Origin of the sequence: Acinetobacter sp. XH1741 (assembly GCF_041021895.1) — a bacterium.
Taxonomy (GTDB): Bacteria; Pseudomonadota; Gammaproteobacteria; order Pseudomonadales; family Moraxellaceae; genus Acinetobacter.
Genome location: NZ_CP157428.1, coordinates 2,270,346 through 2,291,255, shown reverse-complemented (window position 1 = coordinate 2,291,255; position 20,910 = coordinate 2,270,346). Strand labels below are relative to the sequence as shown.

Annotated in this window: 19 protein-coding genes and 1 pseudogene; 5 read left to right on the top strand and 15 right to left on the bottom strand. The window is 37.5% G+C overall.

Annotated features, from left to right (window positions below):
• Nucleotides 1-142: 142 nt before the first annotated feature.
• The 3 genes from ABLB96_RS10895 to ABLB96_RS10885 form a co-directional block, all read right to left on the bottom strand.
• A complete protein-coding gene (locus ABLB96_RS10895) occupies nt 143-1,210 on the bottom strand; it encodes a saccharopine dehydrogenase NADP-binding domain-containing protein (protein ID WP_348896642.1) in 1,068 nt (355 codons plus the stop codon).
• 15 nt (nt 1,211-1,225) lie between these two features.
• Complete coding sequence (locus ABLB96_RS10890; RefSeq protein WP_348896641.1) at nt 1,226-2,464, bottom strand: NADH:flavin oxidoreductase/NADH oxidase family protein; 1,239 nt, start codon at nt 2,462-2,464, stop codon at nt 1,226-1,228.
• A gap of 197 nt (nt 2,465-2,661) precedes the next feature.
• Nucleotides 2,662-3,084 (bottom strand): MarR family transcriptional regulator, encoded by a 423-nt coding sequence (locus tag ABLB96_RS10885; protein ID WP_348896640.1) that lies wholly within the window; start codon nt 3,082-3,084, stop codon nt 2,662-2,664.
• Nucleotides 3,085-3,275: 191 nt separating this feature from the next.
• Here ABLB96_RS10885 and ABLB96_RS10880 point away from each other — a divergent pair, with 191 nt between their 5' ends.
• Nucleotides 3,276-4,286: an alpha/beta hydrolase gene (locus tag ABLB96_RS10880; protein ID WP_049836771.1), complete on the top strand. Its 1,011-nt coding sequence runs from the start codon at nt 3,276-3,278 to the stop codon at nt 4,284-4,286.
• Between the two features lie 89 nt (nt 4,287-4,375).
• Here the strand turns inward: ABLB96_RS10880 and actP are convergent, their stop codons facing one another.
• The 9 genes from actP to ABLB96_RS10835 form a co-directional block, all read right to left on the bottom strand.
• Nucleotides 4,376-6,028, bottom strand: a complete 1,653-nt coding sequence (gene actP, locus ABLB96_RS10875; RefSeq protein WP_348896639.1) for a cation/acetate symporter ActP — start codon at nt 6,026-6,028, stop codon at nt 4,376-4,378.
• Nucleotides 6,021-6,332: a DUF485 domain-containing protein gene (locus ABLB96_RS10870; protein ID WP_348896638.1), complete on the bottom strand. Its 312-nt coding sequence runs from the start codon at nt 6,330-6,332 to the stop codon at nt 6,021-6,023. The genes actP and ABLB96_RS10870 overlap by 8 nt, the downstream gene beginning before the upstream one ends.
• 27 nt (nt 6,333-6,359) lie before the next feature.
• Nucleotides 6,360-7,994 carry a long-chain-fatty-acid--CoA ligase gene (locus tag ABLB96_RS10865; protein ID WP_348896637.1) on the bottom strand — a complete coding sequence of 545 codons (1,635 nt, stop codon included), beginning with the start codon at nt 7,992-7,994 and terminating at the stop codon, nt 6,360-6,362.
• A 144-nt stretch (nt 7,995-8,138) separates the two neighbouring features.
• Nucleotides 8,139-10,022, bottom strand: coding sequence for a sigma 54-interacting transcriptional regulator (locus tag ABLB96_RS10860; protein ID WP_348896636.1), 1,884 nt, complete (start codon nt 10,020-10,022; stop codon nt 8,139-8,141).
• Nucleotides 10,023-10,045: 23 nt separating this feature from the next.
• Nucleotides 10,046-10,813: an SDR family oxidoreductase gene (locus tag ABLB96_RS10855; RefSeq protein ID WP_348896635.1), complete on the bottom strand. Its 768-nt coding sequence runs from the start codon at nt 10,811-10,813 to the stop codon at nt 10,046-10,048.
• A gap of 18 nt (nt 10,814-10,831) precedes the next feature.
• Nucleotides 10,832-11,992 (bottom strand): acyl-CoA dehydrogenase, encoded by a 1,161-nt coding sequence (locus ABLB96_RS10850; RefSeq protein ID WP_348896634.1) that lies wholly within the window; start codon nt 11,990-11,992, stop codon nt 10,832-10,834.
• A complete protein-coding gene (locus ABLB96_RS10845) occupies nt 11,989-12,717 on the bottom strand; it encodes a histidine phosphatase family protein (RefSeq protein WP_348896633.1) in 729 nt (242 codons plus the stop codon). Before ABLB96_RS10845 ends, ABLB96_RS10850 begins: the two co-directional genes overlap by 4 nt.
• Nucleotides 12,710-13,054, bottom strand: a complete 345-nt coding sequence (locus ABLB96_RS10840; protein ID WP_348896632.1) for a hypothetical protein — start codon at nt 13,052-13,054, stop codon at nt 12,710-12,712. Before ABLB96_RS10840 ends, ABLB96_RS10845 begins: the two co-directional genes overlap by 8 nt.
• Entirely contained in the window at nt 13,051-14,040 is a 990-nt protein-coding gene (locus tag ABLB96_RS10835) for a phosphotransferase family protein (protein WP_348896631.1), read from the bottom strand. The genes ABLB96_RS10840 and ABLB96_RS10835 overlap by 4 nt, the downstream gene beginning before the upstream one ends.
• 235 nt (nt 14,041-14,275) lie before the next feature.
• Between ABLB96_RS10835 and ABLB96_RS10830 the strand changes: the two genes are divergently transcribed.
• Both ABLB96_RS10830 and ABLB96_RS10825 read left to right on the top strand, forming a co-directional pair.
• Nucleotides 14,276-15,082 (top strand): type 1 glutamine amidotransferase domain-containing protein, encoded by an 807-nt coding sequence (locus ABLB96_RS10830; protein WP_348896630.1) that lies wholly within the window; start codon nt 14,276-14,278, stop codon nt 15,080-15,082.
• 199 nt (nt 15,083-15,281) lie between these two features.
• Nucleotides 15,282-16,325, top strand: coding sequence for an acetoacetate decarboxylase (locus ABLB96_RS10825; RefSeq protein ID WP_348896629.1), 1,044 nt, complete (start codon nt 15,282-15,284; stop codon nt 16,323-16,325).
• Between the two features lie 158 nt (nt 16,326-16,483).
• Here the strand turns inward: ABLB96_RS10825 and ABLB96_RS10820 are convergent, their stop codons facing one another.
• From ABLB96_RS10820 to ABLB96_RS10810, 3 genes and pseudogenes are all read right to left on the bottom strand, one after another.
• Nucleotides 16,484-16,981 carry a hypothetical protein gene (locus ABLB96_RS10820; protein ID WP_348896628.1) on the bottom strand — a complete coding sequence of 166 codons (498 nt, stop codon included), beginning with the start codon at nt 16,979-16,981 and terminating at the stop codon, nt 16,484-16,486.
• Nucleotides 16,982-17,067: 86 nt separating this feature from the next.
• Nucleotides 17,068-17,154, bottom strand: a pseudogene (locus ABLB96_RS10815) (catalase); the annotation flags it as partial.
• Between the two features lie 35 nt (nt 17,155-17,189).
• A complete protein-coding gene (locus ABLB96_RS10810; RefSeq protein ID WP_272377295.1) occupies nt 17,190-18,020 on the bottom strand; it encodes an alpha/beta hydrolase in 831 nt (276 codons plus the stop codon).
• Nucleotides 18,021-18,440: 420 nt separating this feature from the next.
• On the opposite strand from ABLB96_RS10810, the gene ABLB96_RS10805 reads away from it, so the two are divergent.
• The gene (locus tag ABLB96_RS10805) at nt 18,441-19,334 is read left to right on the top strand and encodes an acetoacetate decarboxylase family protein (RefSeq protein ID WP_348896626.1); all 894 of its coding nucleotides are present in this window, start codon (nt 18,441-18,443) and stop codon (nt 19,332-19,334) included.
• Between the two features lie 49 nt (nt 19,335-19,383).
• Nucleotides 19,384-20,829, top strand: a complete 1,446-nt coding sequence (locus ABLB96_RS10800) for a coniferyl aldehyde dehydrogenase (RefSeq protein ID WP_348896624.1) — start codon at nt 19,384-19,386, stop codon at nt 20,827-20,829.
• Nucleotides 20,830-20,910 lie beyond the last annotated feature (81 nt).

Below are 20,910 nucleotides of genomic sequence, written 5' to 3'. Positions count from 1 at the left end.
AGTATATTCAATTTGAGTTATTTCTTATGGAGTGTTTTGTTTTCTGTTTTTCTTTTTATCTATATAAAGCTGTATTTACTTGAAATATTTATAAATTACCCGAACAAGAATAACTCCTTATTCGGGATTTGAACAAGGCTTGTTATGTAATGACCAATGGACCAGAACCTGGCAGCTCGGTCACTAGCTTATAACCCATCAGTTTTGCTGGCGTATATGTACCGCCTTTCACGGTATTTTTGAGTAAATAATTCACCACAGTCAGTGAGCCATTTACGGTAAGGCTATATGCATTTTCTGTTTGGATACGGGCAGTTTTGATTTCCCCACGTGCATTTCTTGCTTCACCCCAAACATAGGTAGGTACTTTCGCACGAAGCTCTTCATTTGGACCCACAACCGTTTTTTCAATACGTGACTTAATAAACTTCTGTACTGCTTTTAGTTTTAATATTGGGCGTACATAGTTCAGCATTTTCGCACCAAAAATCATTTTAGGAAATGCGGGTACAAATACTTCAATGTTTGGAATACCAGTTGTATTGAACGCTGTAGATACGTCTCCCCAAGGAACACTCATGGCACTTTTTTTACCGTCACCAAAATCAATGGTCCGAACATAATGTGCTAATGGAACAGTAGTAATTTTTCCGTTTTTACGAATTTTTCCGCCTTCAGCCATGCCTTCTGTACTTGTTTTGGCTGTACCCGGCGAAAACCCTGTTCGAGAGTCAAAACCAAGTGCTAAATGGGTTGCATCTGGCAATGCTTCTTTGAGAGCAGCGGCAACACAATCTGTCGGAATCACATCGAAGCCAACACCCGGACAAAGCACAATATCGGCTTTTTCAGCTTGGCTGTTAAGTGACTGTGCCAACTCAAATACAGCGATTTCACCCGTAATATCTAGATAGTGAGCACCTGCATTTATACACGCTTCCATCATGGGTTTTGATGTTGCTGAAAATGGCCCTGCACAGTGCATGACCAATTTAAAGCCTTGCAGTTGCTCACTGACCGCATTTACGTTATCAAGCCCAAAAGCTTTATAGTCGAGTCCCAACTCTTGAGCAAGTGATTCAACCTTAGCTTTGTTACGACCAGCCAAAGTTGGTTTTAGACCTTGGCGTACAGCTTCACGAGCGATTAACTCGCCCGTGTAGCCATTTGCTCCATAAATTATCCAGTTTGAATCATTCGGATTTGTCATAACACAACTCACTTATTAAGAAGCAAATGTATAGTCACGCATGCCCTTTTTGTATTGGCGGGTACGGCATGACATCGCTGATTGTTGCAAAATTAAAGCCCAAGCTGGTGAAACATTTGGTTTTGTTTTTTTACCAGCGCTTAAATTACGTAACTGGAATTTCACTACAGCCATATTGGCAAGTGAAGCAAGTGTCTTGTTTTTCCAAGTAATTGGTTTTAACTCTGGTGTAACATTGTGCCCTTGTTTCCAAGCATTTGGCAAATTAGGTTCAATTGCTAAAGCTGTGGCAATACCGACCATATCTACACCACTTTCAACTACTTTTTCTGCCACTTGTTTACGGCGTATACCACCTGTCACCATAACAGGCATTTTGGCAACTTTACGAATTTCTTGTGCAAATTCTAAAAAGTAAGCTTCGCGAGCAAGTGTACGGCCATCACGCGATTGCCCTTGCATGGCTGGTGCTTCATAACTACCACCTGAAAGTTCAACCAAATCGACTGCATGCTCATTTAACATTTTAACCACTTGTTGAGCGTCTTCAGCACTAAATCCGCCACGTTGGAAATCGGCTGAATTGAGTTTTACCGCTACAGTAAACGTAGGCGAAACGACTTTACGAACTGCTTCCACAATCTCAATTAAAATACGAGCGCGATTTTCTAAAGAACCACCCCATTGATCTTGGCGTTTATTGCTGAGTGGAGAAAGAAACTGGCTTAGTAAGTAACCATGTGCTGCATGAATTTCTACACCAGTAAACCCAGCTTTTTCACCTAGACGCGCTGTGTTTGCAAAACGCTGAATCACTTCTGCAATCATAGATTCAGTCATTTCAATTGGTGTATTAAAGCGGTCTGACATTTTTCCTAAATCTAAAGCAACAGCAGAAGGTGCCCATGTTTGTTGCCCTAAATTTGACTGCATTTGACGACCGGGATGATTAATTTGCAGCCAAACCTGAGCGCCTTTTGAACGGCTAATTTTTGCCCATTTTTTAAAAGTATCTAGATGTTTTTCATCTTCTAGCACGACACCACCCGGTCCAGTCATTGCTCGGCGGTCTACCATCACATTTCCGGTAATGATTAGACCGACGCCACCATTTGCCCAAGCTTGATATAAACGCATTAATTCTTCTGATGGTGCATGGTTTAAATCGGCCATGTTTTCTTCCATTGCTGCTTTAGCAATACGGTTAGGAACATATGAGCCATTTGGGAATACTAATTTTTCGAACACTTTCATTGGAATGACCTCATTCAGTATGGCTTTACTTTAAGGTTAAAGCCAACTTTAATGTCAACACCTTTTATTACTTCTATATTTAATCAGTTGTATTCATTAATTTTTTATATAAAAAAGAGGCTTTCAAATGCCTCTTTTTTAAAGTTTAAAGCTTCAAATTATTCGCAGATAAAAATTATTTTTAGTTAAAGAAAACTTTATAAATCTTCCAATAACTTTAAAGACAGCCTTCTAAGCATAGTCAACTCCTCGTCATTCATATGCATTGAGCATCGCAACTGATTGGGTAGATCAATCACTTTTTCTTTTATCTCTAAAGCTTTATCCGTCAATATTACTTTTTTCACCCGCTCATCTTCTTTGATTGATACCCTCTTCAGAAACTCTTTTGCTTCAAGTTTTTGAACCAATGGCGTTAAAGTGCCTGAGTCAAATAACGTCTTTTCACCGAGTTCTTTGAGAGAAATGTCATCCTCTTCGTACAAAGCTAAAAGAACAATGAACTGAGGATAAGTTAAATCGAAATCTTTAAGTAATGGACGATACTGGCGCGTAAGTGCATTAGCAACGGAATAGAGTGAAAAACAGAGTTGACCCTCTAATATATTGTTTTCTTTCATCTTTAAACCAAAATTCAAAATTATCTAAAAATAATTATAAATAATTCTTGACCATAAGTATCTTGCGTGCAAGTATTATATGTACAAGATAAATGCCGAACTGAGCTTTCGATAGAACCAACTCCATATTGGACACAAAGCCTTGGCTCAAAGTTGTATTTAAAATTTCTAACTTAAAGTGAGTTTTCATCATGAAAATCGCAACAGCTTTATTAACATCTGCTCTTTTCACTACAGCTGTTTCAGCTGAAGCTATCAATACTCCTGCTCCGACTGCGGGTGTACAAGCATTCTTAAACGTACTCAATTCGGGTAACGGCAAACCAATGGAGTTGATGACTCCAAATGAAGCTCGTCAAGTTTTAATCGGCGCACAAAAGGGAGCGAAACTTCCACCAGCGCAAGTTTCAGAGAAAACTATTCAAATAAATGGTCAAAGCATTCAACTAAAAATTGTTAAACCAGAAAATGCTAAAGGCGTTCTTCCTGTATTTATGTTCTTCCATGGTGGCGGTTGGGTGTTGGGCGACTTTGCTACTCATGAACGCTTAATTCGTGATTTAGTTCGTGAGTCTGGTGCGGCGGCTGTATACGTTAACTATACGCCTTCTCCAGAAGCTCACTTCCCTGTAGCAATTAATCAGTCATATGAAGCAACCAAATGGGTCGCTAAACATGGTAAAGAAATTGGTGTTGATGGTAGCCGTTTAGCTTTAGTAGGTAATAGCGTTGGTGGCAACATGGTTGCTGCTGTTGCCCTTCAGATTAAACAATCTGGTGGTCCAAAAGTGCGTTACAACGTAATGTTATGGCCGGTTACCAATGCTGGTTTCGACGATGCTTCTTACAACCAGTACGAAAAAGGATACTTCCTGACTAAGAACATGATGAAATGGTTCTGGGACAACTACACAACCAATGCCAATGATCGCAACAATATTTTGGCATCACCACTTCGTGCTACAAGCGAACAGCTAAAAGACTTCCCACCTACATTAATTCAAACAGCTGAATTAGATGTATTACGTGATGAAGGTGAAGCTTTTGGCCGTAACTTAGATAAAGCTGGTGTTCCCGTGACTGTAACTCGTTATAACGGTTTGATTCATGACTATGGCCTGTTAAATCCGTTAAGCAACGAACCATCTGTAAAAACTGCATTATCACAAGCTGGATCTGAACTTCAAAAGCATTTGAAATAATGCTTTAAGAAAGTACTAGTAACGTAAGTCTAATAAAGAAAACATGATTAAAAATCATGCTTTCTTACTTTTTGGGTTCTTGAACAAACTTAATGCAAAGGCATTTTTTCAAATGAACCTTGTTGAGCACCAAGCTCTGAACGTACCACCTGTAACTCAAAGCCCTGTCTGTCTAATTCGGCTCTTTTACTTTTATCAGTCAAAGAAACAACGATACTCACCAAAAATGCGAGTGGCATAGAAAATAAAGCTGGGTTATCAAATGGGAAGATTGCTTTTTCATGGCCTAGTACACCAACCCAAACTGTCGGTGATAAAACCACAAAAGTAATTGCCGAAATGATTCCGACAAACCCACCAAATATGGCGCCGCGGGTGGTTAAATCTTTCCAATACATAGAAAGAATAAGCACAGGAAAGTTAGCGGAAGCAGCAATACCGAAAGTAAGCCCCATTAAGAAAGCGATGTTCATTTTTTCAAATAAGATTCCACATGCAATGGCAATCACACCTAGAATCACCACTGAAAGTCGAGATACAACCATTTCCTGCTTTTCAGTTGCCTTGCCTTTTTTAATCACTTTTTGAAATAAATCATGGGAAATCGCAGAAGCTCCCGCCAGAGCTAAGCCAGCCACTACAGCTAAAATTGTTGCAAACGCTACAGCAGATAAGAAACCGAGCAACAAATTTCCACCAAGAGCTTTTGCTAGGTGCATGGCAACCATGTTACTGCCGCCAATTAAATCTCCACCGAGTTGTCCATCTACAAAATATTGAGGATTAGTGCCAACTATGGCGATTGAAGCTAAACCTAAAATACAAACCACAATAAAGAAGTAACCAATATAACCAGAAGCATAAAAGACTGAACGGCGTGCTTCAGCAGCATTTGGAACCGTAAAAAAACGCATAAGGATATGTGGTAAACCTGCTAAACCAAAGATCAATCCAATAGACATAGAGAGTGTATTAATCGGATTGGATAACATTGGACCCGGTTCTAGGACCTTTTGTCCTAATTTATGTGCATTTACGGCGGCCTCAGCCATATTATTTAAACTAAAACCAAATGCTTTAAATGCGAGAAAGACTAGAACTGTTCCACCAAAGAGCAAAAGAATAGCTTTAACTATTTGTATCCATGTGGTTGCAAGCATTCCTCCAAAAATGACATACACCAACATTAAACAACCGACTAGCATGACGGCAATTTTATAATCTAGACCAAACAATAATTTAATGAGCTGACCTGCGCCCACCATTTGCAAAATTAAATAGCAACACACAACAATAAGTGAACCACACGTTGCCAAAATACGGGTTCGCTGCGGATCTAAGCGATACGAAACAATATCCGCAAAAGTATATTTACCAAGGTTTCTTAGTCTTTCAGCCATTAAGAAAGTTAAAATCGGCCAGCAAACAAAAAAGCCCGTTACATAGATAAAACCATCATAACCTTTGAAGAAAACCATACTTGAAATACCAAGTAAGGTTGATGCCGACATATAGTCCCCAGCAATCGCCAAACCATTTTGCTTTGCTGAAATGGCATTGCCTGCTGTATAAAAGTCTTCTTTCGATACTGTTTTCTTTGCAGCTTTAAAAGTAATAAATAATGAAAGGCCGACTACACACGCAAACATGATAATTGCGGTCCAATTTCTTGGCTCACTTTGGGCAGCCCAAACAGCAGGACTGAGTAAAGTCAGAAGAGTAAAAGTAATATATTTATTCATAATGGTATTCCTTTCTTAATTTTTCTTTTTGTTTGTCAAAATATTGATTTGTAATAAATATATATAAGCCCGTTATGACCCAGCTTGATACAATAACAATTGCAGCGATAGGCAAACCAATTGTGATCTTGCTTGCTTCTAATGGCATTGCCAGCAACTCAGGTCGAAATGTGGCTGTTCCTATAAAAATAAAATAAATGCTAAGTACTATTAAACTTAAAAAAACAGCGAATCGGTTTCTTCGCTTCACCATTTTTTTAAATTTAGTATCTAAGACAATGTTTGCTTCCTGAGAGTAGTTCATATAAAAAATCCTTTTTTATGTAGATCATTATTTACATTCAGCAAAAGCACTATTGATAAAATAGTCGTGATAACGTTCTCTCAATATTTTTTTACTGATTTTTCCAGTAGGCGTATGCGGTATTTCTTCAACCAATATGGTTGCTGACGGAATGGCCCATTTATGTAATTTGGATGATAGAAAAACGACAATTTCTGAATGTTCAATTTTTTCTTGTGGAGACTTCGGCACCAATATTAAAAGTGGGCGTTCTCCCCATTTGGGATGATTGGCAGCAATAACAGCGGCTTCTGCAACTTTTTCATATCCCATCGCGGCATTTTCAACTTCAACACTACTGACCCATTCTCCTCCTGACTTAATCATATCTTTAGCACGGTCTGTAATATGCATATATCCATATTCATCTATGCACGCGATATCTCCTGTATCGAACCATTTGTCCTCTTCTTCTACTGCTTTGGTTTGATTGATATATTGTTTGGCAATTGTATGACCACGTACTTCTAAAATGCCTTCATGCATCCCATCGTGAGGAAGCAATTGATGATTCTCATCACGCAATCTCATTTGAATACCAAAGATAGGTTTGCCGCATTTAATTGATTGGGTTTCGATATTATTTTTGATTTGATCTACTCGATTACAGACTGCCATTGAACTTGTTTCAGTCATTCCCCAAGCATTTTCAACAGAAATTCCATAATGGCTCAAAGACTCAATAAGCGAATATGGCGCCGCTGAACCACCAGATATCGCCCGTTTTAAACTGACTGACGAAATATGGTGTTCTTCAAGATAATTTTTAAAAGAATTCCAGATGGTCGGAACAGCCATAGAAATATCGACGTGCTCTGATTGGATCAAATTAAAAATTTTCTCGGTTTGACCCGCAAATGAATGAGGCCAAACAATTTTTGCCCCCGATAAAACGGCGTTAAATGGCATTCCCCATGCACTAATATGATAAAGAGGAACCAAAGGCATAATACAGCTAGCATGTGTCAAGCCAATCGCATTGGGCATAGCGAGCATTAATGCATGCAATACGGTACTACGATGGGAGTAAAGAACACCTTTAGGATCACCCGTTGTCCCCGAGGTATAGCAAAGACCACTTGCACGTTCTTCAGGAATATCTGGCCAATCATAATAAGACTGCTCTGGAGCAATGAGTTCTTCATAAAAAATAAAATCAAATTGTGCTTTTAGATTTTTATTCGGATCACCAAGCACAATAAAATGTTTAATGACTTGCTTTATATTGTCATACATAGAATCAACTAATGCTAAACAATCAGGTTCAATAATGAGCACTTCATCTTGAGCAGAATTGATAATTTGAATGAGTTGTTCAGGTGCCAATTTAGGGTTAATTGTATGGTAAATTCTTCCTGTACATGGAATGGCATAATGCAATTCAAAATGCTGATATGAGTTCCATGCCATGGTTCCGACTTTAGCATCAGAACTTATATTTAATCGGTCTAGCGCATTAGCAAACTGAGCTACACGTTCGAAAGCATCTTTATATGTATATCGGTGTTTACTTATCCCATCTGCTTTCAAAGTCACAATTTCTTGATCTGCGTAAACTGTCAAAGCATGCTGCATTATTGAAGTAATGTTTAAATTACAATGCATCATTAATCCATTCGTCATTCTTATTTCCTCACACAATTTAGCAACTGATTCAGATGCTTATATGAGTCAATGCAACTATGATGCCAAATTATTTTATTATTATTTTCAACAACTTACTCAATTTTTCTATTTTTCTTTTTTGAAAAAATTTCAATTTTGAAATTAATGATTTATGAGTTTCATTCTACGCCATAAGGTCGTTCGACTAATCCCAAGCTTTTGTGCAGCAAGGTCTAAATCGCCATCTACTTCTGCAAGCGTTTGCTCAATTAGATTCAATTCTTGATTAACCTTTACCTCTTTTAATAAAGGTTGCGCCGTATGGTGACTTTGAGATTGAAATAGCTCGGGTAATTGTTGCTTTAAAAATTCTGGAGTTAAAATTTCATGATCAAGCTGTAACAGAACATTGATTCTTTCAATAATATTTTCAAGTTCGCGGATATTGCCAGGCCAAGAATAGTGTAAAAAAGCCTTCTGTAAAATATTCGGCAAATCATCCAGTGTTTTTCTATATTTCTCTAGAAAGGAATTTGCTAAATACAAGATATCTTCTTTTCGCTCTTTTAAAGACGGCGTATACACTCTTAAAATATTTAAACGATAGTAGAGATCTGCCCGAAAGGTTCCATTTCGTACTAACTCTTCTAAGTTCGCATGAGTTGCAGCAATCACACGTATATCTAAATGATGACTCACCACTGAGCCTAAGCGGTTAATTTGTCTTTCTTGTAAGACTCGTAAAAATCTAGTTTGTAGATGTAATGGCATATCACCAATTTCATCTAAAAAAAGCGTACCTGTATGAGCCGCTTCAATGAGACCAATACGCCCATTTTTTTTCGCTCCAGTAAAAGCACCTTCTTCATAACCAAATAATTCGCTTTCTAACAAGCTTTCCGGAAAAGATGCACAGTTGATTGCAACAAATGGTGCTTTATAACGACTGCTATGATTATGAATACTTTGTGCTAAAACTTCTTTACCCGTACCACTTTCACCCGTAATGAGAATGGTACTATCGGTTTTTGCATATGCTTTGGATAACTTGATGATTTGTTGGAAGTTTGCGTTTTGCGTCAAAATCTGATCAAAGGTATATCTTGTATTGAAGTTCTTTGATGAAACCTTTCTAAACTGACTATTAGACTGCTCTAATGCGTTTAGTTCCTGCACTCTTAAGATATAACCATCTATGTAGTCATTTTTTAGTTTGGAAATATATACAGCAAGTTTTAAATTTTTAAATTGAACGAGTTGATGACTGTTTTCTTTGTCTATATCAAAGTTTAAACCTTCAAAAATTTCTAATGCTGATTTGTTTAAAACATCTGAAGAGTCTTTTTCAAGTAACGAACTCATTGAATTATTAATTAAAGAAATCTTTTTTTGCTTTGTAATAAAACAAATGCCTTCATTTAAGTGATTAAAGATCTCGGTTAAACGTAAGGTTGAATATTGTTCTCTGCGAATTTTTTCAAGCGTACGTAAGGCATTTTGCAGCAGGTCTTTTAAAGACGGCACACTAATCGCCAAATGCCCGACTAGGTTTTCATTCAGAGCTAACTCTACTGCAACAGGTGAACCAATAATCGCATCAAGACCTTGATTTTTAATTAAATGAATTGTTTTTTTAGCATCTAAATATGAGTCATAGTTAAACTGTTGTATATCTAAAGCAAAAATATCTGAGTAGTTCTCAAGGTCAACTGTAGATGTATTACCCACCAAAGCAATGCGCTTATATTGTTTTAAGTTTGATATGGCCTGAATGACATCAAAAGTACCAGTTCGAATAACCTGTATATCAATGTTTAATTTCTTTTGTAGAAAACTTGCGGTTGCTCCAGTACATAGAAGAACCTGACAGCCATTTTCCACTAAGCTTTGAGCAACATCTTGGACATCGGAAATATGGCATTCCACCAAATCGATTTCGTTCGACTCTACTTCACTAATCGCCTGCTCAACCAAAGATCGAAAACCATTAATATTAGGTTTTTTAATATAGGTGACCAAAATATTAATTGGTTTTCGATTAAGCATTTTTTACTCCATTAAAAAACGTTTTATATAGGCGCAGCGCTATGACCGCCATCGACTTTAATTTCGATACCTGTTATGCCCTGACCTGCTTGCGAAGCAAGTAACAGTAAAGGTCCATTTAAGTCATCAAATTCTACAAACTTCCTTGTTGGAATTTTCTTTAAAAGCTGTTGTCCAGATTCGCCAGTTAAATATTCTTCATTAATTTCAGTAATCATATAGCCTGGCGCGATAGCATTTACATTTATACCAAATCTAGCCAGTTCTACTGCCATAACTTCTGTTAAATGGCGTAATCCAGCCTTCGATGCACAGTATGGGCTAACACCAAGGTTGGTAGACTGAGACAGAATTGACGTAATGTTGATGATCGATCCTTTACGATCAGCCTTAATCATATGCTGCACAACTTCTTGTGCACATTGCCAAGGGGCTTTAAGGTTAGTATCTACAATCTTATCCCAATCTTCATCGTTATAGTCTAAGAAACGCTTTGTATCACTCACCCCAGCATTATTAATTAACACATCTACTGTGACTCCTTCAGTTTCTAAAGAACTAAGCATATCTTTCACAGCGGAACGATCATTTACGTCTAATGCAAAGGTATAAACTTGTACGCCAAATTCATTTTTTATATGCGATTCTAATTCTTTCAATCGCTCTAACCGTCTAGCACAAATAACGATATTGGCACCTTCTTTTGCAAATAATTCAGCTATGTGATGCCCTAGACCACTTGAAGCACCCGTAATTAAAATATATTTATCTTTTACATCAAAAATATTCATTCTCTTATCCCTGTTTTATTATGCCTGCTTCCCTAATAGTTTTTTAGCAATGCTCATGCGGTGAACTTCATTTGCACCATCATAAATTCTAAAACCACGTGCATCTTTAAAAATCTTGCAGACTATTGATTCATCCGTCATGGCCTGACCACCTAAAATCTGAACTGACCGATCCACCACACGCCAGATACCTTCAGAGCTAATCACTTTAACCAAGCTTGACTCATAATTTCCTTTCTCACCCAAATCTAAAACCTGCGCACAATAATGAACGGCTAATCGAGTCGTTAAGATATCCATTTCATTGTCGGCAAGCATAAAACCCACACCTTGATGGTCGCCTAATCTCTTACCAAAAGATTGCCGTTCTCGCGCATATTGAGTAGCAATATCATGTGCTCTCCTAGCTTGTCCCAGCCATCTCATGCAATGTGTTAAACGTGCTGGTGCAAGGCGAACTTGAGCATATTTAAAGCCTTTACCAATTTCACCCAAAACATTTTCTTTAGGTATACGTAAGTTCTCAAAGCGTAAAATGCCGTGTCCCCCTGAAAAGCATGAGTCCATAGCATTCATATTTTTTTCTAATATAAAACCTTCAACATTAGTGTCGGTTAAAAACATTGAAGCGGAGCCATCTTCCATTTTTGCCATAATAATTGCAACGCTCGCTCCATCAGCTCCTGTAATTAACCATTTACGACCATTAATAATATAATCATCGCCATCTTCAATTGCTGTTGTTTGAAGCATGGATGGATCCGAGCCAGCTCCCGGCGCCGGTTCCGTCATGGCAAAGCAAGATCTAATTTCTCCAGCTACCAGTTTTCTTAACCATCTTTCTTTTTGTGCATCGTTTGCGACAGCATCTAATAGATGAATATTTCCTTCATCTGGCGCATGAATATTTAAAGCGATTGGACCTAAAGCAGAATATCCTGCTTCTTCGAAAGCTACAGCCTTTTGCAGATGCGACCATCCAAGCCCTCCCATTTCTTGAGTTGCATGGGGAGTGAGCAGTCCCCGACGACGCGCGCGACTCACCAATTCTTGGCGTAAAGCTTCACTAGGGCCATGGCTATCTTGACGAGGATCACTTTCTAATGGAATCACCTCTTGTTGAATAAATTCTCTAACTTTCTGCTGTAGTTCTAATAATTCACTAGATAATGTGATCATGAGCTGAGCTCCTTTAATTTAAAACCTTGCGTCGCGATATAAGTTTCATACACATCATCCATAGCGCTATTAAATAGCTCATTTTTAATCAGATTGTACGGCGTGAAATTTTGAAGCTTGATTCGTTTGCTTATTACCTTTTGATTTTCAATCGTTAGATCAAGAATATTTAAGCAGCCATAATCTTGTTCCTGCGAATAAACATCTTTGAAGTCATGTCCATATACCCAATTAATGAGTATTCGATTTACAATATCGTGTGAAGAAATCAGGATATTTTGGTCTTTTTCTGCTGTTAAAATCATGTTTTCAAACCATGTCAGTACACGAGTAATAAAGAGCGACCAACTTTCGCCTTGTACAAATAATTCAAGGTTATTTTTATGGAACTGATAGGCCTTTTTGATTTCAAGCTCAGCGCGATCCAACGAAATTTCTCTTAAACGCCCCGCTTTAATTTCCCGAATGTCATCAAATGACTGAATGTCTTTAGGCTCGTTTTGATAGCTATTCAAAATCTCTGCGGTCTGTATGGAACGAGGCATGGTAGATGAGTAAATTTTTTCAAAACTAACATCTTGTAGTTGATGAGCAAGCTGTTGTATTTGCTCTATTCCTCGTTCGGATAACTGCGCAAACTTAGGATTAATCGGGTTCTTATCTGCATCAAAATATGAAACGTGCCCATGTCGAACCAAATAAATTCGTAGCCGATATTTATCCATGTTGAGCTGCCTTTGGTTCAGTAATTTTTAACTCTTCCGAATTAAGTGCTTTTAATATCTCAAATGTTTGATCCAATTGTTTACCTTCACGGATATCGCTAATAAACAATTGAATTGCCTCATCAACATCTTTGATTGGAAAAGAAAAATAATCTTGCACAATGCCTGAACGATGCAATGTAGAAATATCCTTTTGCAAAATATAAGCCTGCAAAATTTCTAAACTTCTCATGAGCATTAACAAGTTATATTTCTGACTGTCCGATTGCGGTAAAAGCTCATTCTTAATGACAGCCTGACTGGCTTTAATCAGGTCAATTATTTTTTGCTCGTTCATTCTTTTTCTCCCAATATTTCCAGAATATTTTTTTCAAGGCGGGGAACTAAAAATTCTGTTAAGGCGAGTTCCAGTGATGGAGTATCCATCTCGTTGTTTCGGTCAGACTGCTGCATCGCAATAATTGCCCATCGAACATGAGACAGTACATGCCAAAACTTCATTTCAAATTCAGGGATATAAATATCGGAAATTTCAGCGTAAGCTTTCGCAAAGTCTTTATATGAACCTATTCCCCCAGCTATATTTTCATCTTGACCAAAACGCCAACATTTAGAAGTAAACCACCCTAGGTCTTCTCTCCGATCGCCCCATTGAGTAAATTCCCAATCTAGGATTCCTGAAATCTGATCGTCATTAACCATGATGTTACCAATGCGGTAATCACCATGGACTAAGACCAAATCATCGACTTTTGGAAGATTGTTAAACATCCATTGAATAGCGTACTCAAGGATAGGACGCTGTCTTTTTAAGTGATCCAGTTGCTCTAGAAAACCTGTAAGCTTTTTTTCTAAATACTGATCTTTATCTGGCTTAGGAAGTAGTTTCTCTAATACTTCATCTGATTGAATGGTATGAATTAAGGCAAGTTGCTTGCCAATGTCTTGAGTAATCTTTTTACGTTTTTCTTCTTCTGTAATTCGAACTAATTTATGGCCTTCTGTTACGCCGTCGATTTTTTTCATAATGAAGAAATCACTATTTAAAAAGTTAGGTGACTTCTCAAAATAAAGTGGCTCTGGTACTTTAATGCCAAAGTGATATAACCGATCTAAAAGTAAAAATTCCTGCTCCCGATCTGAACTAGCCTCTACACTAGATTCAGCGTTTTTACGCAGTACTAATGCAAAATCTTCAAATTGAACTAGCCAATTTTCTTGGATAGCTCCACCACTCATTTTTTTTAACTGAATTTCATGAGGGATTAGCCCTAGATTCTGCTGCAATATTGCACTCAATTGCAGGATATGATTTGCATTCATTATTTACTCCTTGTAGCTAATCCTACTGGAGCAAATTACATGCCACTATTTTTACATTTAAATTCAATAACTTGAAAACCAACCATTGTTTCAAATATGAAATCTATTTCATATTTGAAATTTCTTATTCTAGAACTCATTATCTTGCCATTCATCGGCGGTTTTTGAAAAAACCTTGACCTTAAACCTTACTTTAAGCATAGGATGCTCAATAGGTAAACATGAGGAGCCTACAATGCCTAAAGTTTGGAGTTTTCAGCGTTGGTTCATTGCCATTTTTATGGCTTTTCTATCAGTAAGCTATGCAAATGCATCTGATCAAGTACAAAATCAAGAAACGGCTAAAAGCAAAGGTAAAATTTTAGTCGTCATGACAAATCATTCAGCCTATCCGACTCGTTCAGATAAAACTGGCTTATGGCTTACTGAATTAACTCATTTTTATGATGTCGCTAAAGCTGCTGGCTATGACATGGATTTTGTCAGCCCTCAAGGTGGAGTCGTACCACTTGATGAACGTAGTATGAAACCTATTTACGTTGATAAATCAGCTCGAAAACTTTTAGCTGACCGCCAGTTTATGTATCGCTTAAACCACACTTTGGCACCAAGCAATATCAATCCAACACGCTATAAAGCAATTTATTATACGGGTGGACATGGAACAATGTGGGACTTCCCAGATAATAAAGAACTAAAAAATATTAGTGAAAGCATTTATCGCCAAGGCGGTATCGTTTCAGCGGTTTGTCATGGTGTGGGAGGCTTATTACCTCTGGTAGGTGAAGATGGGAAACCACTCATTTCAGGTAGAACTGTTACTGGTTTTGCTAATAAAGAAGAAACTTTATCTGGAATTAAATCTCAAGTTCCATTTTCCTTACAAAATAGCTTAATTAACCATGGTGCTAAATATAAACAAGGCTTTCTTCCATTTACGTCATATGTAGTATCGGATGACAGAATCATTACTGGACAAAACCCTCAATCTAGTAAAGAAATTGCCGAAGCCGTTGTTAAACGCTTAAGTACCCTTAAGTAATTTATTAAAATAGTTAAAAAAAGAGAACCAGAATTTTATATTCTGGTTCTCTTTTTTAATTCATAAAAAATCATATCTTTTATTTTTTAATATTCTAATTTTCTTTTTAAATAAAGTTTAAAATATCGATAAAAATGCTTGACCTTCAACCTTACTTTAATCTTAGCATTAATATATGGTCTATAGGAGGAACATATCAATGTTCAACAAGCTTAATCTACCTCAAACAGTTACTGCATTATCCGTAAGTTTATTATTGAGTTTCTCAGCTCAAGCGGTTGAGACTAATTCAAGTTCTGTACAACAACCCTCAAACTCAAGCACTTCACAGGAAACAACAGTTGTAGAGTTTGGGCCCTATAAAGTTAATGTTCCAAAAGGTGGCTATTACGATCGTTTTCGTATGAACCCAAATCTAGACGAAGTTGCAAAAGATCCTGCCGCTGGAAATATTGACTATTTCCGTACTATTCCCAAAAAACTTGTAGATACCAGAGTTGGTAAAGTATGGTCTCCGAATTTTTATTACCGTACGAGTAATATCCAACTCTTGATACTTGCTCCGATTTCTAAAGTAAAGGCAAAACTCCCTGCTCCACTTGAACCATTACAACCTATTCCAGGCTATGGTTTGGTTTCATTAACATTCTTCTCTTATGCAGTGGGTGATGTCGACCCATATGATGAAGTTTCTGTTGCTGTGGTCGTGCGCCAACCTGGTGCTCATCACTTCAATACCACAGAATTATTAAGTTCAATGCGTAATCATAAATATTATGGCCATGTACTCGCATTACCAGTAAATACAGAAATTGCTCGTGTTCGTGGTGTGTATGGTTACCAATTACCAAAATGGTTAACACCTATTGATATGAAAATTGATGATAAATCAGTTCAAGCTCATATTTATAATACTGATGGTAAACCTGATTTAAGTATAGCTGCACCGTTGCCAGAAATTAAAACCGTGAAACCACAATCTCGTATTGAAACAAAAACTATGTATCAATTGGTAGATGGGAAATGGCACAGCACTTCTGTAGAGTCTAATACTTTGGCATTTGGACAAAAGCTTTTTCCAAAGAATGTTCAAATTGTAAAAAGCGGTGGACCACTGAGTAAATTACTTGATGAATTAGGAGCCAATAAAGTTCTACGTTTTGATGTAGTGAAAGATGCACAATTGGCATTAAATATGCCTGTTCCATATCCATCACTCGATAAATCGACAGCTAAAAAATAATTTTAAAGAGCCCTTTCTACTTATTATGAGAAGAAAGGGCTACGATTATTTCTTTTATATACAATAATATTTTTATATTTTAATTTATTTATAAAAATTCTGGTTACTTTAAATATATTATCTGAAAACAATAAAGTTCTATTCTCTTTTAAATAATATTAGTTAAACCGAATCTTTGAAGATGAATTTTGAGTTAATGTACCAAAATCTAAATCTAATAAAGGTATGACTGCTTCAGGTAAAGCTAAAGCCTCTTTATAAGCGGTCCTTGCTTGAGGTGTTAAATATAAATGATTAAGCTTTTCATCGCTTTTAAAACCAATTGGAAATTGATAATGAAATTTCAAAGGTTTTTCAATATTAAAAGTAAAAATTGGTAATTGTAAGTTACTTTTATCTTTACCATATGTTGCATCTGCTAAAACATATTGATGAACATAATCAATTGAAAAATTAGAAAGCGTTAAACTCTTCAAACTTCCATCTTCTGCAATACGTGAATATACCATCACTGTACCTTTTGCTCGTCCCAGTAAAATTTTCATCTTGGAGCCAATCACAATACTGCTCACAGGATAGTTAAATTTAGTTGGGTTTCCACCAATATTCGGCTCATCAATTGGTGTAGCGGTACCTTTGGCCTCAGCTTTAATCATCAATCGCTCTCAAAAATCTCGTCTTAACGCTTCTGGAGAGGTTAATTGAAATAATCGTTATCATCTTCACGATAGTTCCAGAAATCAGCATCCGCATAGTTAAATAAACGGGCCTGTAGCATACGGTCTGGTGAAGCGCTAATGCCTGGAACCAGATTACTTGGTGCAAAAAAAGGACAGTCAATTTTGGCTGCCCTTTTTTTTAAACTTAACTTCTAATAAATGCTAAAAGATCTTTGTTAATTGTTTCTGCTTCTGTAGTTGGCATTCCATGAGGGAATCCTGGGTAACTAATTAATTTACCGTTTTTAACGAGTTCTGCAGATTTTTTACCAGAAATTTCAAAAGGAACCACCTGATCATCTTCACCATGTAAGATAAGAACTGGAACTTCGATCTTTTTGAGATCTTCAGTAAAATCTGTTTGAGAGAAGGCAACAATTCCATCGTAATGAGCTTTTGCTCCGCCCATCATGCCCTGACGCCACCAATTTAACACCACAGGCTCTGATACTTTCGCTCCTGGTCGGTTATATCCATAGAATGGACCAGCTGGTACGTCATGATAAAATTGTGAACGATTTTTAAAAAGTTGATTTTGAAGGTCATCAAAAACTTCTTTTGGTAAACCATCTGGATTACTTTCAGTTTTTACCATGAGTGGAGGAACAGCACTAATTAAAACGGCTTTAGCTACAGGGTCATTAGGATAACGAGCAACATAATGCGCTACTTCACCACCACCTGTTGAATGCCCTACATGCACCGCGCCTTGCACACCTAAATGCTCAACAACAGCAGCAACGTCATCTGCATAATGGTCCATATCATGACCATCCCAGACTTGAGTTGAACGACCATGACCACGGCGGTCATGAGCAACTACACGAAAACCTTCTTTAAGGAAAAAAAGCATTTGCGCATCCCAGTCATCTGAACTGAGCGGCCAACCATGGTGGAAGAAAATTACAGGAGCATCGCGCGGGCCCCAATCTTTATAAAAAATATCTACGCCGTCTTTTGTTGTGACATATCCCATTTTTGTTTCTCCTGTGTAAAAGTTACACTATCGATTTACTATGTATGCTCTAATTAATTCGTAATAAGTACATGTAAATTTTCAATCCTACCCTCATGGATAGTCATAACATAGTAAGGTTAAAGTTCACTTTAAGGTCAATAGATTTTAGTAAAAACAACGTTTAAAAAGTGTAAAAAAATAATTTCTACAATACTAAAAACTAAGGATTTTCTTTAGACAATCTTGAAAATAATCAGCTCTATCTATTCTTATCAAAAGTTATTTTAAATTCGTTACAACCAGTTTTTAATTCTTAGAAAATAGCATATTGACATTCAAGTGAGCTTTAAACTTATAGTAAACCTACAGGTAGAAAGTTGATATCTGCTTTTAAAGATTATCAGCTACTCAGCCGATCAATTTAAAGGTTAACCAATTATGAATACAAATAAAGCGTTCACTGAAGTTGAATTTGGTCAACAGAAAGTTAAAGTTCCAAAAGGTGGTTACTATGACCGCTTTAGAATGAATCCTGATTTAGATGAAGTTGCAAAAGATCCTGCAGCTGGAAATATAGATTTTTTCCGTAGCATTCCTAAAAAATTAGTTGAATCAAGAGTGGGACCTGTGTGGGCTCCCAACTTTTATTATCGTAGCGGCAATGTGCAAGTTTTGATGCTTGCTCCAATTAAGCTGTTAAAGAAAAAATTACCTTCGCCTCTAGTACCCTTGGAAGCTTTTCCAGGTTATGGACTAGTTGCGCTCACCTTCTTCACTTATTCAGTTTGTGATAATGATCCATACAATGAAGCGTCTGTCGCTATTGTCGTGCGTAAACCTAAAGCTCATGGTCCGCATGCTTTAGAGCTGATTAACTCGATTCGTAAACGTCATTTTTATGCGCACGTATTAGCTTTACCTGTCGACACTGAAATAGCACGTGTACGTGGCGTATATGGTTATCAACTTCCAAAATGGCTAGCTGAAATTGATGTAAAGATTGATAAGAAAAAAGTTGAAGCAACACTTTCAACTTACAACAAATTAGATATCAGCCTAACAACCGCAACTCCGTCATTAAAAAGAGTTAAGTCTGAATCCCGCATGGGTAAAGCCACGATGTTGCATTCAGTCGATGGTGAATGGCATCAAACTCTAGTGCAAACCAATGTTCTCTCGTTTGGTGAAAAACTTTTCCCGCGCAAGGTAAAAGTGACACGCCATGGCGGCCATGTGAGCCAGCTTCTAGATCAGTTGGGCGCATCTACTATTCTTCGTCTCGATGTTATTGAAGATGCTCAGGTCGTATTAAATCTACCGACTAAACTTTAATCATCAGTCAGTTAGCTTAGGATCGTTAAGCTATGTTTTGAGGTTTAAGATGAATACTCTCAATGAAGTAAGCAGCACTTTAAATGCATCAGAGATACTCTCTCGACAACGCAAAGCTTTTTTGAAAGCTGAACCACCAACACTTCAACAGCGTAAAGCAAATCTTGCAAAGCTTCGTGCTGCTGTCATTGAATATCGTAGTGAATTACAAGTTGCTGCAAGTGAAGATTTTGGACACCGTTCATATCATGAAACAGATGTCATGGAACTTGTGGGTATTGTTCAGTCCATCGATTATTTAACGCGTAATTTACGCCGTTTCATGAAGCCAGAAAAGCGTCATGTCAGCTTATTTTATCGCTCGGCTAGTGCTCATATAGAATATCAGCCTAAAGGGGTTATTGGGGTCATGGCTCCTTGGAACTACCCTATTTCTCTTACGCTTATTCCTCTTGCTACAGCGATTGCTGCCGGTAACAGAGCAATGCTTAAACCATCGGAACTCACCCCTCGAACAAGTGAAGTGATCTCACGCATGCTTGCGGCGAACTTTTCTATAGAAGAAGTTGCGGTTGTTTTAGGTGGACCTGAAGTTGGTGCTGAATTTAGTGCACTACCTTTCGATCATCTATTGTTTACAGGAAGCACACCTGTAGGCCGTAAAGTCATGAAAGCAGCAAGTGATAACCTCGTTCCGCTCACTCTTGAATTAGGTGGTAAAAGTCCAGCTATTGTAGGTCGAGGCCACGTAAACTCGAGAACCATGACCAGTATTGCCTATGGAAAATTATCTAATGGTGGACAAACATGTGTTGCTCCAGATTATGCTCTTGTTCATGAAGATGATTTAGAAGCATTTATTGAAGAATACAACGCGACAGTCTCTCGGTTCTATCCAAACGGGCCAGACTGTGATGATTACACTTCAATTGTTAATGAACATCATTATGCTCGTTTACAAGGCTTACTTGATAGTGCAAAACAAAATGGCGCACGAATCATTGAACTAGGAATCAAACCTGAATCGGCAAAGAATCGCGCTCGTACGCTTGTTCCAACACTTGTTGTGGGAGCAAAAGATGATGATGCAATTATGAGAGAAGAAATCTTTGGCCCAATTCTACCCGTGCGTACCTACCGTGATATTGATGAAGTGATTAACTACATCAATGAACGAGACCGACCGCTTGCTCTTTATTATTTTGGCGAAAAAGATGCGGATTGCAAAAAACTGCTACGACGTACGACTTCAGGTAACGTTGGTATTAACAACACCATAATTCATGTGGCACAAGACGATCTACCGTTTGGAGGCATCGGCCCAAGTGGTATGGGGGCTTATCATGGAATTGAAGGTTTTCTTTCTATGAGCCATGCAAAAGGTATCTTTGATCAGGGCCGCTGGAATTTACCAAGCTTCTTACATGCTCCTTTTGGAAAATTCATGGAGTTAGCACTTGCCATCACCTTGGGTAAGAAAAAAGCTCAATCTTAATTATTTTTCATCCTAAGCGGCATTGAGCATTAAGTCTAAATTCCGCTTATTTAACAAACAATATCTAATAAGGAAACAACT